The sequence below is a fragment of the Streptomyces sp. NPDC001137 genome, from assembly GCF_040298885.1.
GTDB lineage: Bacteria > Actinomycetota > Actinomycetes > Streptomycetales > Streptomycetaceae > Streptomyces.
On the sequence record NZ_JBEPBA010000014.1, the window covers coordinates 1 to 14,617 of the forward strand.

Below are 14,617 nucleotides of genomic sequence, written 5' to 3' on the forward strand. Positions count from 1 at the left end.
CCCCGGGCCCTCTCTCGGGCGGCCGGGGGCGGCGCGGCGCCGGCCACCCCCCCACCCTCTACCCCCCCCCGGGGGCCGGCCCCGTAGTGGCCTTTGGGTGCACGGTGCCGCGACGTCGCCGCGTCGCCGCGCCTGCCTGTGACCGTCCCGGCTCCGTCGCCGGGGCGTTGCGACAAGGAGTCAGAAGATGATCTGGTACGTCCTGGCCGTGGTGCTGGGGCTGGCGCTGATCGGGGCGGTGACCGCGCTGGTCGTCACCGAGTTGCGGGCCCGCCCGCCGAAGCCCGTCGCCGCCTCGGCCGCCGTCGTGGGACGGCAGGCGCTGGACGTGGTCGACGCCGGGCTGCGCCGGCTGACGGACGAGTGCCTGCGCTCCGGCCGGTCGCTGCCGGACCTGTATGCCGTCGTCTACTCCGGGGAGCGGCTCGCAGTGCTGCTGGCCGGTGCGCAGGAGAGCGCCCCCGCGCCCTGGACCGCCGAGGCGGACGGCGAGCGCTGGACGATCTCGCCCGGCGACCTGCACCGCCGCGGTCCGAAGGGCGAGCCGGCCCTGCCGTACGCGCTGACCGTGACCGTGGGACTGGACGGGCCCGAGCGGGTGCTGGTCGACCTCTCCCGGGCGACGGGGCCGATCTCCGTGACGGGCCCGGAGGAGGAGGTGCGCAGCCTGGTGCGGGCCCTCGTCGTCGAGACGCTCTCCGGCCCGGTGGGAGCCCTCGCCGAGGTCACCCTGGTGGGATCCCTGGCCGACGACGGGCTCGTGGCCGGCGACGCGCGGCGCAGCTCGCGTCTGCACACCGCGGCCACCCTGGGGGAGGCGTTCGCCAAGGGGGCCCCGGGTTGGCCGGAGTCCGACGACGCCGAGGTCACCCAGGTCTCCTGGGTGATCGAGGGCAGCAGCCGGACCGCCGTCGAGGACGAGGCGCCGCGCCTGTTCGTCGTGGACGCCTCGCAGCTCCCGCAGCGGGAAGGGGCGTTGAGCCCTCTGCGGCGCGGGGACGCGCTGCTGGTGGTCGGTGAGGCACCCGCGGGATGGCGCTGGAGGGCCGGTGCCGACGGCTCGCTCGACACCGGACCGCTCGGCCTGGAGATCACCCGGCATGTGGGGCGTTTCGCATGAATCTCAGCAGGCCTCGCGGTCCAGGCCGTCCATGTCCAGGCCGTCCATGTGCAGCCCGCGGCGGTGCAGTGCCTCGCGCAGGGCGCGGGCCGCATAGTGCGTCCGCGACTTGACCGTGCCCGGCGGAACGCCGAGGATCTCGGCCGTCTGGTTGACGCTGCGGCCCAGGTAGTGCACGTGCAGCAGGATTTCGCGCTGCGACGCCCGCAGGTCCCGCAACGCCTCGACGAGCACCAGGGAGGTCAGGACGTGGTCCACCTCGTCGGAGACCGGCAGGTGGACGAGTTCCGGGTCGCCGACCTCCGGCGGCCGGGCCTGGCGTGCGCGATGGGCGTCGATGACGAGATTGCGCAGGACGGTGAACAGCCACGGTCGTGCCGCGTCCGTGGTCGGGTCGATCTCCTCGGCGTGCCGCCAGGCGCGTATCGCCACCTCCTGGAGGAAGTCCTCGGCGCGGTGCCAGTCGCCCTCCAGCCGCCGCGCGGCGAACTGCAGCAACGCGGTGCTGTGGAAGTGGTAGAGGGCTCGCAGGAAGTCGTCGGGGCGGGATTCCGCCGTGATGGGGCGGGGTCTGCGGTCCTCGCTCGAAGTGCTGGCCGGCAAAGGCCTGTTCCTCTCCGGTCGTCTGTGGGGGAGACGTGTCGGCCGGCCGGCGGTGAACCGACCGCGGTGCCGGTGTCAGCCCGGCTCGCGAGAGGACAGCGACCGGACCTGGCGGGATGTCAGTTCCCGCCTGTAGATGTGCACGTCGGCGATGTCGCCCTTCCAGTAGTCGGCCGGCTTCCCGTTGAACCTGGCGCGTCCGATCACCACCTCACCGGTGGGCTCCACGCTGTTGGTCGCCACCCTGCTCCCCGCCGGCCGGCCGTCGACGTAGAGCCGCATCAGGTGGTCCTCCTGGCGGTAGGTGCCCGTGAGGTGGTACCAGCGGCCGGCCTCCGGCTTCCCGACCGCCTCCGCGAGGGTGCGGGCGCCGGAGAAGCTGAACGCGAAGCTGTGGTCCGACCCGGAGTACTGGAGGAAGAACGCGCTGGCCCCGTCGCCGTCCTGGGACACGGCGGTGTGGAAGCCGTCCAGGTCGTCAGGGGTGAGCCGCACCCGTGCGGCGACCGAGTAGTCCTTGCCCTGGGTGTCGAGCCGGGAGCCGGTCTCGGCGTATCCGCTGGCGCCGTCGAGTTGCAGGGCGCCGCCCGTGGGACCGTCGGTCCACTGCGTGCCGCCGTGCACCACGGCATCGTGCTGCCCCGCCTTCGCGGTGCCGGACCCATGCAGGGGCCACCACCCGGCGCCGCGCAACGCCGCTGCGCCGACGCCCGGACCGGAAGCGGCCGGCTCCGCCCCGGCCTGCTGCTGTCCTGATCCCTTGCCGCGCACCAGATGTGCGACGACAAAGGACTGCGCGACGGCCAGCACGGCGATCGCGGCGATGAGCGACCATCTGCGCTTCATAAGTCTCCCGGAGACGTACGGCCTACGCGTATCACTCTAGATCACGTGTACGACCGGGAACTCCCGCCCACCGTCCTTGAGTTGCACTCGCGCCAAGTTCGACAGGCCTTGGGATCCGGCCCGTTGCGGGGGCGAATCCCACAGGAGCGGTCAGGCTCCCTGCCGTCTATGTGCACGGCACATTCAGCGAGAGCAGTGCGGCTGCCCCCCGCGCCATACGGATTTCGGACACCGCGGTGTTCCGCAGCCTCGGGAAGACCCGGCGGTACTCGCTCAGCGGAATGGACAGCAGGTCGCACAGGACCAGCCGGAGCAGGGTGTTGTGGGCGACGACCAGGACGCGTTCGCCGTCGTGGGCGGCGGCGATGCGGCGCAGGGCGGCGGCGCCCCTTTCCGCCGCGGCCCTCGGGTCCTCCGCGCCGGGGAAGGGGTGGGCCACCGGGTCGGCGCGAAAGGCCTCCGCCGCCTTCGGGTGCTCGGCCGCGAACTCGGCGAGTGTGCGGCCCTCCACCACCCCGAAGTCGCATTCCCGCAGGTCGGGTTCGCGGTGCGGGGTGAGGCCGAGGGCGCGGCAGGCGGGGTCGGCGGTGATGACGGCTCGGGACACCGGGGACGTCCAGATCGCGTCGACGGGGTGGGCGGCGGCCCAGCGGCCGAGCGCCTCGGCCTGCGCGCGGCCGGTCTCGGTGAGGGCGACATCACTCACACCCGCATAACGGTTCTCGGCGTGCCACACGGTCTGACCGTGGCGGGCCAGCAGGAGGGTCGTGGTCATGAGCCCGCAGTATCCCGGCCCAGGCGCTCGAGCGTGTGGGCCGCCACCGGTGGTGGCAGCCAGCCCCGGGCCGCCAGTTCGTCGACGAGGCGGGCGTACGGCTCGGCGAACAGGGCCGTGCGGGCGGGGCGGGGTTCGAGCACGGTGTGGACGCGGACCATGCGGTCGGCGACGTCCGTCAGGGAGCCCGCGCCCGTGCCGTGGGCGGCCAGGGCGGCCATGCCCAGGGCCGGTTCGGTCTGCTCCGGTACGCGGGCCGGGCGGCCGAGGATGTCGGCGCGGAGCTGGTTCCAGTACGGGCTGCGGGCGCCGCCGCCGGTGAAGGTGAGCGGGCCGTCCATCGGGGCGCCCAGGTGGTGCAGGTAGTCCAGGCAGAGCCGCTCGGTGAAGGCGACGCCCTGGAGCAGCGCCGCCCACAGGTCGGCCTCCCCCTCGGGTTCGCCCAGGACCAGGGCGGAGGCCTGCGGGGCCAGGAAGGGGAACCGTTCGCCGGGCGAGACGAGCGGGTACGCCACCGCACCGGAGGGCTCATGGACGGCCGCCCGGGCGTCCATCGCGGCCGGGTCGGCGCCCGCGAAGGCGGCGGTCAGCACGCCCGCCCCCACGCTGGACGCCCCGCCGGGCAGCCAACTCCCGTCCGGTGCGCGGTGGTTGTAGACCACTCCGGTCGTGTCACGGACGGGGGTCGAGGAGGCTCCCTTGAGGACGAGCGTCGTGCCGAGCACCGAGTTCCAGGAGCCCGGCCACAGTGCCCCGGACGCGATCTGCGCCGCGCAGCCGTCGGTCATCCCGGCGATCACCGGGGTGCCGGCGGGGATGCCGGTGGCCTCCGCGGCGGCCGGGCAGACCTCGCCGAGGGGGGTGCCGGGCCGTACGACGTCGGGCAGTTCGGGCGCCCCGGGGATGTCCGGCCAGGCGTCGCCCTCCACGTCGTAGGCCGTCTTGAGGGCGTGGCTGGAGTCGGTGGGGACGGGGCGGCCGACCAGCCGGGCGGCGACGAGGTCCGGCTGGTGGGTGATGCGGCCCCGCCCATGGGTGCGCAGGAGCCACAGCGCCTTCGGCAGCCCCCAGGTGTTCTGCACCGTGAGCCCCGCCCCCCGCAGCCGCTCCGCCTCGGCCCAGGCCCGCCCGTCGTCGTACATCAGCGCGGGGCTCAACGGCCACCCCGCCGCATCCGTGAGCAGCACGGTCCCGGACGTCCCGCACACCGCGAGCCCGCCGATACGGGAAGGCCCTCCCCCGAGGGCGACGCGGGCCGCCGTGCACACCGCCGGCCACCACTCCCCCGGATCCTGCTCGTGCCGCACCCCGTCACGCACCCCCGCCAAGGGGGCCGAACCGGCGCCGAGGACCGTGCCGTCGCAGGCGACGAGCAGCACACGGACGCTCTGCGTGCCCAGGTCGATCCCCAGCCACGCCTCGCCCTGGTATCCCATCCGGACCTCCCACGGATCGCGACCCGGGATGTGAACTTCTCACTCTGCACTGAGATTTTCCCCTGCGCGAGGGATTGACGGTCATCTTCCGCCGTTACACCCTCTGTTAGCGAGTCGACTCGACGTGTTAACCCACACAGCGCAACCGGGCCCAACCCCACCCGGAGGTCACGGATGGACACGCACGTGCACGACCGCCGACGCTTCCTCGCCCTCACCGCCGGGACCGCCGCGACCCCGTTGCTCGCGGCCTGCGGGGCCGGCTTCGGCAGCGACGACAAGAAGAGCGACGGCTCGGCCGCGGACGACGTCACCGGCTCCTTCGACTGGAAACGGGAGAAGGGGAAGACGGTCAAGGCGCTGCTCAACAAGCATCCCTACACGGACGCACTGATCGCCGACCTGAAGTCGTTCACCGCGAAGACCGGTATCAAGGTCGAGTACGACGTCTTCCCCGAGGACAACTACTTCGACAAGCTCACCGTGGACCTCTCCAGCGGACGCGCCTCGTACGACGTCTTCATGCTCGGCGCCTACATGGTGTGGCAGTACGGGCCACCCGGCTGGCTGGAGGACCTCGGGCCCTGGATGCGCAACTCCTCGGCCACCGGCGCCGAATGGGACCAGGCGGACTTCTTCCCCAACCTCCTCCAGGCCGACCAGTGGTCGCTGAAGGCGGGCGCACCGCTCGGCCGGGGCGGCCAGTACGCGCTGCCGTGGGGCTGGGAGACGAACGTCGTCGCCTACAACACGGAGGTGTTCAGGAAGCTCGGCCTCAAACCGGCCGAGTCCTTCGACGAGCTGCGCGAGATCGCCGGGGTCATCAAGCGCAAAGCCCCCGGCGCGGGCTACGACGGCATGTACGGGATCGCCGTGCGCGGCTCCCGCAGCTGGGCCACCATCCACCCCGGCTTCATGACCATGTACGCCCGCAACGGCCTGCACGACTTCACCGTGGACGGCGGCAGGCTCAAGCCCGCCATGAACACGCCGGAGGCGATCGCCTTCACGCAGGACTGGGCGGGCATGGTCAAGCAGGGCGGGCCGCCTTCGTGGACCTCGTACACCTGGTACCAGTGCTCCAGCGACCTGGGCGCGAAGAAGGCGGGCATGCTGTTCGACGCGGACACGGCGGCCTACTTCCAGGCCGTGGCAGGGGCCTCCCCCGCCTCCGGGAAGATCGCCTTCCATCCCGGTCCGAAGGGTCCGGACGGCTCCCTCGCCACCAACATGTGGATCTGGTCGCTCGGCATGAACGCCAAGTCCAGGAAGAAGAGCGCCAGTTGGCTGTTCCTGCAGTGGGCGACCGGCAAGGAGCACCTGCGCAGGGCAGCCGTCACCCACAACCACATCGACCCCGTGCGGAAGTCGGTCAGCCAGGACGCGGCGTACAAGGACAAGATGAAGCACCTGCCCGGCTTCATCGAGACCTTCGAGACGGTCGTCGACCAGACGAAGATCCAGTTCACCCCGCAGGCACAGTTCTTCGACGCCACCACCAGCTGGGCCGCCGCCCTCCAGGAGATCTACGGCGGCCAGAACGCGAAGTCGGTGCTGAACGGGCTGGCGGGCGACCTCGCCTCCAAGGTGGGCTGAGCGGCGATGGGCCGGCGGCTGACCCTGCGCCCGTACTTCCTGATCGTCCCGGCACTGCTGCTGACCTGCGGGATCCTCTATCCCTTCGGGCTCGGGCTCTACTACACGCTGTTCGACTTCTCGGCGAGCAAACCGCAGCCGGACATGGTGCGGTTCGAGAACTACCGGACCGTCTTCACACAGGACGCCTTCTGGAACTCCGCGTGGGTGACGGTGTGGTACGCCGTCGGGGCCGCCGCCGTGGAGACCGTGCTCGGGGTCGCCGTCGCCCTGCTGCTGCACCGCTCCTCACTCGTCGGCCGGGTGCTGGAGAAAATCCTCATCCTGCCGCTGATGATCGCCCCGGTGATCGCGGCGATCATGTGGAAGCTGATGCTCCAGCCGTCGGTGGGGGTGGTGAACCACCTGCTGAAACCCTTCGGGCTGGGGGGAGTCCAGTGGACGGACACTCCCACGGGCGCACTGCTGTCGTCGATCGCCGTGGACGTCTGGGTCTACACCCCATTCGTGGCGATCCTCGCCCTGGCCGGTCTGCGGTCGCTGCCCACTTCCCCGTTCGAGGCGGCGGCCGTGGACGGCGCGGGCTGGTGGTACACCTTCCGGCGGCTGACGCTGCCCATGCTGTGGCCGTACGTCCTGGTCGCGGTGATCTTCCGGTTCATGGACTCGCTGAAGGTGTTCGACATCATCTACGCCCTGACGGAGGGCGGGCCGGGCGACTCGACCGTCGTCCTGCAGATCCGCGCCTATCTGGAGGCGATCCGCTTCCAGCGCTACAGCTTCGGCATCAGCTACACGATCGTGCTGTGGGCCGTGGTCTACCTCGCCGCGATGGTGCTCGTGCGCCATCTCGGCAGGATCCAGCGAAAGGCGGCCGAGGCGAAATGACCGTCAGGAAACGCCTGCTGGGATGGCTGGCCGATCTCGCCCTCGTCCTCTACTTCGTCTTCGCCCTCTTCCCCGTCGCCTGGATGGTGATCCTCTCCCTGAAGCCCGCGAACCAGCTCTTCAGCACCTATTTCTCCTTCACCCCGACCCTCGACGGCTACCGGACCGTGCTCGGCGACAGCGAGGGCATCCCGTTCGTGCGGTTCTTCGTGAACAGCCTGATGGTGTCGGTGGGGGCGGTCGTGCTCTCCCTCGTCGTCGGACTTCCGGCGGCCTATGCGTCGGCGCGCTGGCGGTTCAAGGGCTCGGAGAACCTGATGTTCACGCTGCTGTCGTTCCGGTTCGCGCCCGAACTGACCGTGATCATCCCGCTGTTCGTGCTGTACCAGAAGCTCGGGCTGTTCGACACGTACGTCGGCATGATCTGGGTGCTGCAACTCGTCACCCTGCCGCTGATCGTGTGGATCATGCGGTCCTACTTCGCCGATCTGACCCCGGAGCTGGAGCAGGCGGCCCTGCTGGACGGCTACACCCGCAAGCAGGCCTTCTTCAGAGTCGCGCTCCCGCTGGTCAAGCCGGGCATCGCGGCGGTGTCGCTGCTGGCCTTCATCTTCGCCTGGAACAACTTCGTGTTCCCCCTCATCCTCACCTCCAACGAGGCGCAGACCGTGACCGTCGGCGCGCTGTCCTTCCTCGGCGGGGACCGGCCCAAGTACAACCTCACGGCCGCGGCCGCGCTGGTGTCCGTCGTACCGCCGCTGCTGCTGGCCCTCACCATTCAGCGGTATCTGGTGCGGGGGCTGTCGTTCGGGGCGGTGAAGTCGTGATCGGACTGCGCGGGATCCGGAAGACGTACGGCAAGGTCACCGCCCTGGACGGCCTCGAACTGGACGTCCGGGAGGGCGAGTTCTTCTGTCTGCTCGGCCCGTCCGGCGCGGGCAAGACGACGACCCTCAAGACGGTCGCCGGGCTCGAACAGCCCGACTCCGGCACGGTCGAGCTCGACGGCAAGGACATGCGGGGCGTGGAGCCCTACGACCGGGGCGTGGCGATGTGCTTCGAGAGTTACGCGCTCTACCCGCACCGCACGGCGTACGACAACCTCGCCTCCCCGTTGCGCTCACCCCGCCACCGCCTGCCCGCCGCCGAGGCCCGCGACCGCATCGGCGCGATCGCCGAACTCCTGGGGATCAGCGGCCTGTTGGACCGCCCGGTGGGGCAGCTCTCCAACGGGCAGCGGCAGCGCATCGCCCTCGGCCGCGTCCTGGTCCGCCCCGCCCGCGCCTTCCTCCTCGACGAACCGCTCTCCCACCTCGACGCGAAACTGCGCCAGCAGATGCGCGCCGAGCTGAAGGCGATCGGGGCCGTGCAGCACACGACCACCCTCTACGTCACCCATGACTCCGTCGAGGCCCTCGCGCTCGGCGACCGGATCGGGGTGATCCGTCAGGGGCGGATCGTGCAGACGGGGACGCGGGAGGAGATCTGGTACCAGCCCCGCGACACCGAGGTGGCGCGGGCCTTCGGGCGGCCGCGGATCAATCTGCTCCCGGGGACGGTGACGCAGGACGGCAGCTTCCGCTCGGCCGACGGGAAGGTGGAGCTGCCGGTGCGCGCGCAGGCCCGGGCCGGCACGGACGTCCTGGTCGGCGTGCGCCCGCGGGATCTGTCCCTCACCGGCCCCGGACTCGAGCTGACCGGCACCGTCTATGTCACCGAGGTGCTCGGCCGGTCCGTCGAGGTGACCGTCCGGCTCGGCGGGCAGCAGGTGTCGCTGGTCGCCCCGCGCGCCGACACGACCGGGCTGCGGTCCGACGATCCGGTACGGCTGACGGTCAGGCCTGAGAACCTGCTGCTGTTCGAGGCCGACGGGCCCCAGGGTCCAGGACGACTGATCGGGACACGATGAGCAGCAACAGCAGCAGCGGTGGCAGCGCACACCAGCAGGGGCCCGCGGCCCGGCAGGCCGCCATGGCCGAACAGGTCCTGGCCGACGGTTCGGCGACCGCGGCCGAGCTCGCCGAGCGGTTCGGGGTGAGCCTGATGACCATCCACCGGGACCTCGACGAGCTCGAACGCCAGGGTCTCGTCAGGAAGTTCAGGGGCGGGGTGACCGCCCAGCCGTCCGGGGTGTTCGAGTCGAACGTGCAGTACCGGCTGAAGACCATGCGGGCGGAGAAGGCCGCCGTCGCCGAGCGGGCGCTGAGGTCGATAGAACCCGGCATGGCGATCATGCTGGACGACTCCACCTCCACCCTGGAGATAGCGCGCAGGCTGCGCCTCGGTGAGATCACCCCGCTGACGGTCGTCACCAACTTCCTGGAGGCGATCAACCTCCTCGCCGACCAGCGGGGCATCCATCTGATGGCGCTCGGCGGCGACTACGACCCGCTGCACTCGTCCTTTCTCGGGGTGTCCTGCGTGGAGGCGGTGCAGTCGCTCCGGGTGGACGTGTGCTTCGCGTCGACGTCCGCCGTGCACGGGGGTTACGCCTACCACCAGGAGCAGCACATCGTGTCGGTGAAGCGGGCGATGATCGACTCGGCCGCCCGCAACGTCCTGCTGATCGACCACACCAAGCTGGCCCGGACCGCCCTGCACCGGGTCGTCCCGCTCTCCCGCTTCGACCTGCTCCTGGTGGACGACGGGGCGTCGGCTGGGGCGCTGCGGGACCTGGACGAGCACAAGGTCACCTATCAAGTCTGCGCGACGAGGGGCGGCGATGACCGAGCTGGAGCTACGTGATCTGCGCAAGACCTACCGCTCGCGGGGCCGCCCGGCCGTGGACGCCGTACGCGGCATGGACCTCGCGCTGCACTCCGGGGAACTGCTCGGGCTGCTCGGCCCCTCGGGCTGCGGCAAGTCCACCACCCTGCGGATGATCGCCGGCCTCGAGACGGTGACCGGCGGGGACATCCTGGTGGGCGGTGCCTCGGTGGTCGACCGGCCGGCGCGGCGCCGCAACATCGGCGTCGCCTTCGAGAACTACGCGCTGTACCCGCCGCTGACGGTGGCGGAGAACCTGGCCTTCGGCCTGAAGGCCCGCAGGGGCCGTGACCGCAGGGAGGTCGACCGCAAGGTCGCCGAGATCGCCGAACGCGTCGACCTCACCGGCATCCTCGACGCCCGCCCGGCCGGCCTCTCCAGCGGCCAGAAACAGCGCGTCTCGCTGGCCCGCGCCCTCGTCCGCGAACCCGACGTACTGCTCCTCGACGAGCCCCTCTCCCACCTCGACGCCGCCCAGCGGGACACCACCCGCCGCGAACTCAAGCGCATCCAGCGGGACCTGGGCCACACCACCATCCTGGTCACCCACGACCAGGAGGAGGCCCTCTCCCTCGCCGACCGGATCGCCGTGATGAAGGACGGCGTCATCCAGCAGCTGGGCACGCCCTACGAGATCTACGACAGCCCGGCCAACCTCTTCGTCGCGGACTTCGTCGGCGAACCCGCCATCAATCTGCTGCCCGGCGTCGCGGCCGCCGACGGCCACGCCCGTCTCTCGGGCTCGGTGCGGATCGCGCTGCCGGTGCCGGTGGCCGAGGGCCGTGCGGTCGTGGTCGGCGTCCGCCCGGAGGATCTGCGCCTCACCGGCGGCGAGGGCATGCCCGCCAAGGTCGTCGCCCACGAGCCCCTCCTGGAGGCGGGCATCGCCACCCTCGCCCTCGACGGCGTGGAACACGCCCTCGTCGTCCTCACCGGCCCCGAGGTGCGCCTCACCCACGACGAGCGGGTCCGGGTCGGCGCCGATCCCGACCACACCCATGTCTTCGACGCCGAGACAGGAGACTCCCTGCGATGAGCGAACCCGTACGTGTCGTCGCCGCCGGCGACCACTTCATCCTGCCGTCGCTCATCACGGCGGCGGTACGTCATGAAGTCCCCTGCGAAGTACGCGAGTTGACCCTCGGCTGGCCACTGGAACCCTTCGGCCCGGTGGCCGAGGTGACGGAGGCCAGCGACGCCGAGGACGAGCTGATCGACGCCCTCGCGGGGGCGCAGGTGCTGGTCACCCAGATGGGGCCGGTGACGGAGCGCGTCCTGGACGCCTGCCCGGATCTGCGGCTGGTGGTCGTGTGCCGGGGCGGCCCGGTCAACGTCAACCTGGACGCGGCCAAACGACACGACGTCCGCGTCTGCTTCGCCCCCGGCCGCAACGCCGCCGCCACCGCCGAGTTCACCGTCGGCCTGATGCTGGCGGCCCTGCGGCGCATTCCCCACACCCACAACCTCCTTGCGGGGGAGGGCAGTTGGCAGGGGGCGACGTACTACACGTACGAACACAGCGGACTGGAGCTGGAGGACCTGCCGGTCGGGCTCGTCGGTTACGGGGCCGTCGGCAGCCGGGTCGCCCGGGCGCTGTGTGCGTTCGGTGCGCAGGTGATGGTCTACGACCCCTATGTGCGGGGCGAGATCCACGGGCTGCGGGTGTCCTCGCTCGACGAACTTCTGCGCCGGTCCCGGGTGATCACCCTGCATGCGCGGCTCACCGCCGAGACCCGCGGTCTGATCGGTGCGCGGGAGCTGGCGCTGCTTCCCCGGGGTTCGGTGGTGGTGAATGCGGCCCGCGGGCCGCTGCTGGATGAGGACGCGTTGTGCGACGCGCTGGAAAGCGGGCAGGTGTCGGCTGCCGCCCTCGACACGTACGCGACGGAACCTGTACCGGAGGGTTCGAGGCTGTTCGGGTTCCCCGACCGGCTGGTGATGACGCCGCATCTGGGTGGGGCGTCGCGGGCGGTGGCGGAGAAGGCGGTGCGGATCGCTGCCGCTGAGGTGGGGCGGTGGGTGCGAGGGGAGGCCCTCGCGCACGCGTTGACGTGATTGCCGGGATGGGTCGTCGTTTGTCTGCTGCGCCGTTGTGGCTTGTCGCGCAGTTCCCCGCGCCCCTTGGGGCGCTACCCGGACCGTAAGGGAGAGCCGCTATGTATGTTGGGATTGACGTAGGTACGTCCATGGTGAAGGCCGCCGCGTTTGACGGCACCGGACGGGAACTCGCTGTCGAGGCACGGCCCGTAGGCCTCGCTCTGCACGGCGGGCGCGTCGAGCAGGACATGGAGGAGGTGTATGCGGCCGTCGTCGGTGTGCTGGAGGCGTTGACCGCGCGGATGGCCGAGCCGGTGGAGCTCGCCGGGCTTACCGGACAGGGCGACGGAGTCTGGCTGGTCGACAAGGACGGGCGGCCGGTGCGGCCCGTCGTCTCCTGGATGGACGGGCGGGCGCATGAGTTGCTCGATCAGTGGCTGGCGGACGGGACCTTCGAGACGGTGTTCCGGCGGACGGGGAGTGCCATGTTCCCGGGTTGTCCGGGGCCGCTGCTGGCCTGGCTCGACCGTTACGAACCGAAGTCGCTGGACGCGGCGGCCACGGCTCTGTACTGCAAGGACATGGTGTTCCGGCGGCTGACGGGGGCGCCGGTGACGACGGATGTGTCGGACGCGTCGATGCCGTTCCTCGATCCGCGGACGCGGGCGTACGACAACCGGGTGGTGGAGCTGCTGGGGCTGACCCACCGCCGTGGACTGCTCGCTCCCGTGGGGGACCCGATCGCGACGGCCGAGGCGCGCGGCGAGGGCCTGCCGGCCGGCACACGGCTGGCGAACGGCCCGTACGACCTCCCCTCGTGCGCGCTCGGCGCGGGTGTCACGACCCCGGGGGACGGTCTGCTCATCGTCGGCACCTGCCTGGCCAGCCTGGTCGCCACGACCGATCTCGACCTGACCGGCGAGCCGGCCGGCCTGTACATCTCCACCGACCGCCCCGGTCACTGGCTACGCGCCATGCCCGCGATGGTCGGCACGGCCGCCCTGGACTGGGTGCTGTCGACGACGGGCGTGCATCACGAGGAGGTCGACGGTCTGCTCGCCGGGACCCCGCCCGGCGCGAACGGCGTGCACGTGCTGCCGTACTTCGCCCCGTCCGGCGAGCGCGCCCCGTTCGTCGAACCCCGTCTGCGCGCCGAACTCACCGGTGTCTCCCTGGAGTCGACGAAGGGCGATCTGATCCGCGCGACCTGCGAGGGCATCGGGTACGCGGCCCGGCACTGTCTGGAGGCGGCGGGTCTGACGGGCTCGCTGGCCGTCTGCGGCGGGGGGACGCGCAGTCCCGCCTGGATGCGGCTGCTCGCCGATGTCCTGGGCCGGCCGCTGCGGGTCGTCGAGGGTGAAGTGGGCGCGCGGGGCGCGGTGTTGGCGGCGGCGCAGCGGTACGGGATCGCGCTGGACGCGGCGGCGTGGACCGAGCCGACCGCGGTCGTGGAGCCGGACGCGGCCCGCGCGGCGTACTACGCGAAGGCCTACGAGGACCATCTGGCCCGGCTCGCGCAGGCGCGGGGAAGGGCGCGGGCGTGAACGACGCACCACCGGGACCCGGCGATTCGGGGGACGCGTTCGCCGGGTTCGCGCTGTACTACCGGTGATGGCGAGGAGGCGCTGATGTTCTTCAAGGACAAGCACTGCCCGACCTGCGGGGGCAGCGGCACCCAGGTGTTCAGGCCGCTCAACGGGAAGGAGAGGCCGAACGTGGCGCCGGAACACCGCCAGTTGACCGACTTGTGGCGCTGCACCGCCCCGGGCTGCCGGTGGTACCAGCGCTGGAGCAAGCAGAGCGAGGGAGGCCGGCTCCCGGAGGAGCTCAAGAATCCGGAAGCCGACCCCGACTGATCCCTACAGGTTGCTGAAGTCCGGGCCCTTCGTCCGCGTCCGCTTGATCTCGTAGAAGCCCGGGACCGAGGCGACCGCGATCGTGCCGTCCCAGAGGCGGGCGGCCTCCTCCCCCTTGGGGGCCGGGGTGACGACCGGGCCGAAGAAGGCGATCTGCTCGCCGTCGGCGCCGGGGACGGCGATGACGGGGGTGCCGACGTCCTGGCCGACCTTGTCGATGCCCTCCTTGTGGGAGGCGCGCAGCTCGGCGTCGAACTCGAAGTCCTTCTGGTCGAAGTACTCGATCAGGTCGGCGGGCAGGCCGACGTCGGCCAGTGCGCCCTCGACGGCCTCGCGCGTCGGGCCCTGGCCCTCGTTGTGGATACGGGTGCCGAGCGCGGTGTACAGCGGGCCGAGGATGTCGGAGCCGTGCTTCTGCCAGGCCGCGGTGACCACCCGGATCGGCTGCCAGGCCTTGGTCTCCAGCAGCTCGCGGTACTCCTCGGGCAGCTCGTCGATCTTGGGCTCGTTGAGTACCGCGAGGCTCATGATGTGCCAGCGGACCTCGATGTTCCGGACCTTCTCCACCTCCAGCACCCACCGGGAGGTCATCCAGGCCCAGGGGCACAGCGGGTCGAACCAGAAGTCGACGGGGGTCTTGGCGGAGGTGGTCGCGGTCTCGGACATGGCTCTCCCAGGAATACGGTCGTTTCCC

The 14,617-nt window shown here is 71.3% G+C and carries 15 protein-coding genes; 10 read left to right on the plus strand and 5 right to left on the minus strand.

What is annotated here, in order from left to right; translation table 11 throughout:
* Positions 1-187 precede the first annotated feature (187 nt).
* Positions 188-1,120 carry a hypothetical protein gene (locus ABT254_RS26210; protein WP_351474700.1) on the plus strand — a complete coding sequence of 311 codons (933 nt, stop codon included), beginning with the start codon at positions 188-190 and terminating at the stop codon, positions 1,118-1,120.
* Between the two features lie 3 nt (positions 1,121-1,123).
* On the opposite strand, the gene ABT254_RS26215 is transcribed toward ABT254_RS26210, so the two are convergent.
* The 4 genes from ABT254_RS26215 to ABT254_RS26230 form a co-directional block, all read right to left on the minus strand.
* The gene (locus tag ABT254_RS26215) at positions 1,124-1,723 is read right to left on the minus strand and encodes a sigma-70 family RNA polymerase sigma factor (protein ID WP_351474702.1); all 600 of its coding nucleotides are present in this window, start codon (positions 1,721-1,723) and stop codon (positions 1,124-1,126) included.
* Between the two features lie 75 nt (positions 1,724-1,798).
* The gene (locus ABT254_RS26220; protein WP_351474705.1) at positions 1,799-2,569 is read right to left on the minus strand and encodes a LamG domain-containing protein; all 771 of its coding nucleotides are present in this window, start codon (positions 2,567-2,569) and stop codon (positions 1,799-1,801) included.
* Between the two features lie 166 nt (positions 2,570-2,735).
* On the minus strand, positions 2,736-3,344 hold the full coding sequence (locus ABT254_RS26225; RefSeq protein WP_351474707.1) for a histidine phosphatase family protein: 609 nt from the start codon (positions 3,342-3,344) through the stop codon (positions 2,736-2,738).
* Complete coding sequence (locus ABT254_RS26230; protein WP_351474710.1) at positions 3,341-4,780, minus strand: FGGY-family carbohydrate kinase; 1,440 nt, start codon at positions 4,778-4,780, stop codon at positions 3,341-3,343. The genes ABT254_RS26225 and ABT254_RS26230 overlap by 4 nt, the downstream gene beginning before the upstream one ends.
* 174 nt (positions 4,781-4,954) lie before the next feature.
* Here ABT254_RS26230 and ABT254_RS26235 point away from each other — a divergent pair, with 174 nt between their 5' ends.
* From ABT254_RS26235 to ABT254_RS26275, 9 genes are all read left to right on the plus strand, one after another.
* Entirely contained in the window at positions 4,955-6,376 is a 1,422-nt protein-coding gene (locus ABT254_RS26235; RefSeq protein WP_351474713.1) for an ABC transporter substrate-binding protein, read from the plus strand.
* Positions 6,377-6,382: 6 nt separating this feature from the next.
* Positions 6,383-7,264, plus strand: coding sequence for a carbohydrate ABC transporter permease (locus ABT254_RS26240; protein ID WP_351474716.1), 882 nt, complete (start codon positions 6,383-6,385; stop codon positions 7,262-7,264).
* Positions 7,261-8,091, plus strand: coding sequence for a carbohydrate ABC transporter permease (locus tag ABT254_RS26245; RefSeq protein ID WP_351474719.1), 831 nt, complete (start codon positions 7,261-7,263; stop codon positions 8,089-8,091). Before ABT254_RS26240 ends, ABT254_RS26245 begins: the two co-directional genes overlap by 4 nt.
* Complete coding sequence (locus ABT254_RS26250; protein ID WP_351474722.1) at positions 8,088-9,173, plus strand: ABC transporter ATP-binding protein; 1,086 nt, start codon at positions 8,088-8,090, stop codon at positions 9,171-9,173. The genes ABT254_RS26245 and ABT254_RS26250 overlap by 4 nt, the downstream gene beginning before the upstream one ends.
* Positions 9,170-10,009 carry a DeoR/GlpR family DNA-binding transcription regulator gene (locus ABT254_RS26255; RefSeq protein WP_351474724.1) on the plus strand — a complete coding sequence of 280 codons (840 nt, stop codon included), beginning with the start codon at positions 9,170-9,172 and terminating at the stop codon, positions 10,007-10,009. Before ABT254_RS26250 ends, ABT254_RS26255 begins: the two co-directional genes overlap by 4 nt.
* The gene (locus ABT254_RS26260; RefSeq protein ID WP_351474727.1) at positions 9,987-11,066 is read left to right on the plus strand and encodes an ABC transporter ATP-binding protein; all 1,080 of its coding nucleotides are present in this window, start codon (positions 9,987-9,989) and stop codon (positions 11,064-11,066) included. Before ABT254_RS26255 ends, ABT254_RS26260 begins: the two co-directional genes overlap by 23 nt.
* A complete protein-coding gene (locus ABT254_RS26265; protein WP_351474730.1) occupies positions 11,063-12,085 on the plus strand; it encodes a 2-hydroxyacid dehydrogenase in 1,023 nt (340 codons plus the stop codon). The genes ABT254_RS26260 and ABT254_RS26265 overlap by 4 nt, the downstream gene beginning before the upstream one ends.
* 101 nt (positions 12,086-12,186) lie before the next feature.
* A complete protein-coding gene (locus ABT254_RS26270; RefSeq protein ID WP_351474733.1) occupies positions 12,187-13,611 on the plus strand; it encodes an FGGY family carbohydrate kinase in 1,425 nt (474 codons plus the stop codon).
* An 84-nt stretch (positions 13,612-13,695) separates the two neighbouring features.
* A complete protein-coding gene (locus ABT254_RS26275; protein ID WP_351474736.1) occupies positions 13,696-13,923 on the plus strand; it encodes a hypothetical protein in 228 nt (75 codons plus the stop codon).
* 3 nt (positions 13,924-13,926) lie between these two features.
* Here the strand turns inward: ABT254_RS26275 and ABT254_RS26280 are convergent, their stop codons facing one another.
* A complete protein-coding gene (locus ABT254_RS26280) occupies positions 13,927-14,589 on the minus strand; it encodes a mycothiol-dependent nitroreductase Rv2466c family protein (protein WP_351474739.1) in 663 nt (220 codons plus the stop codon).
* Between the last annotated feature and the right edge of the window lie 28 nt (positions 14,590-14,617).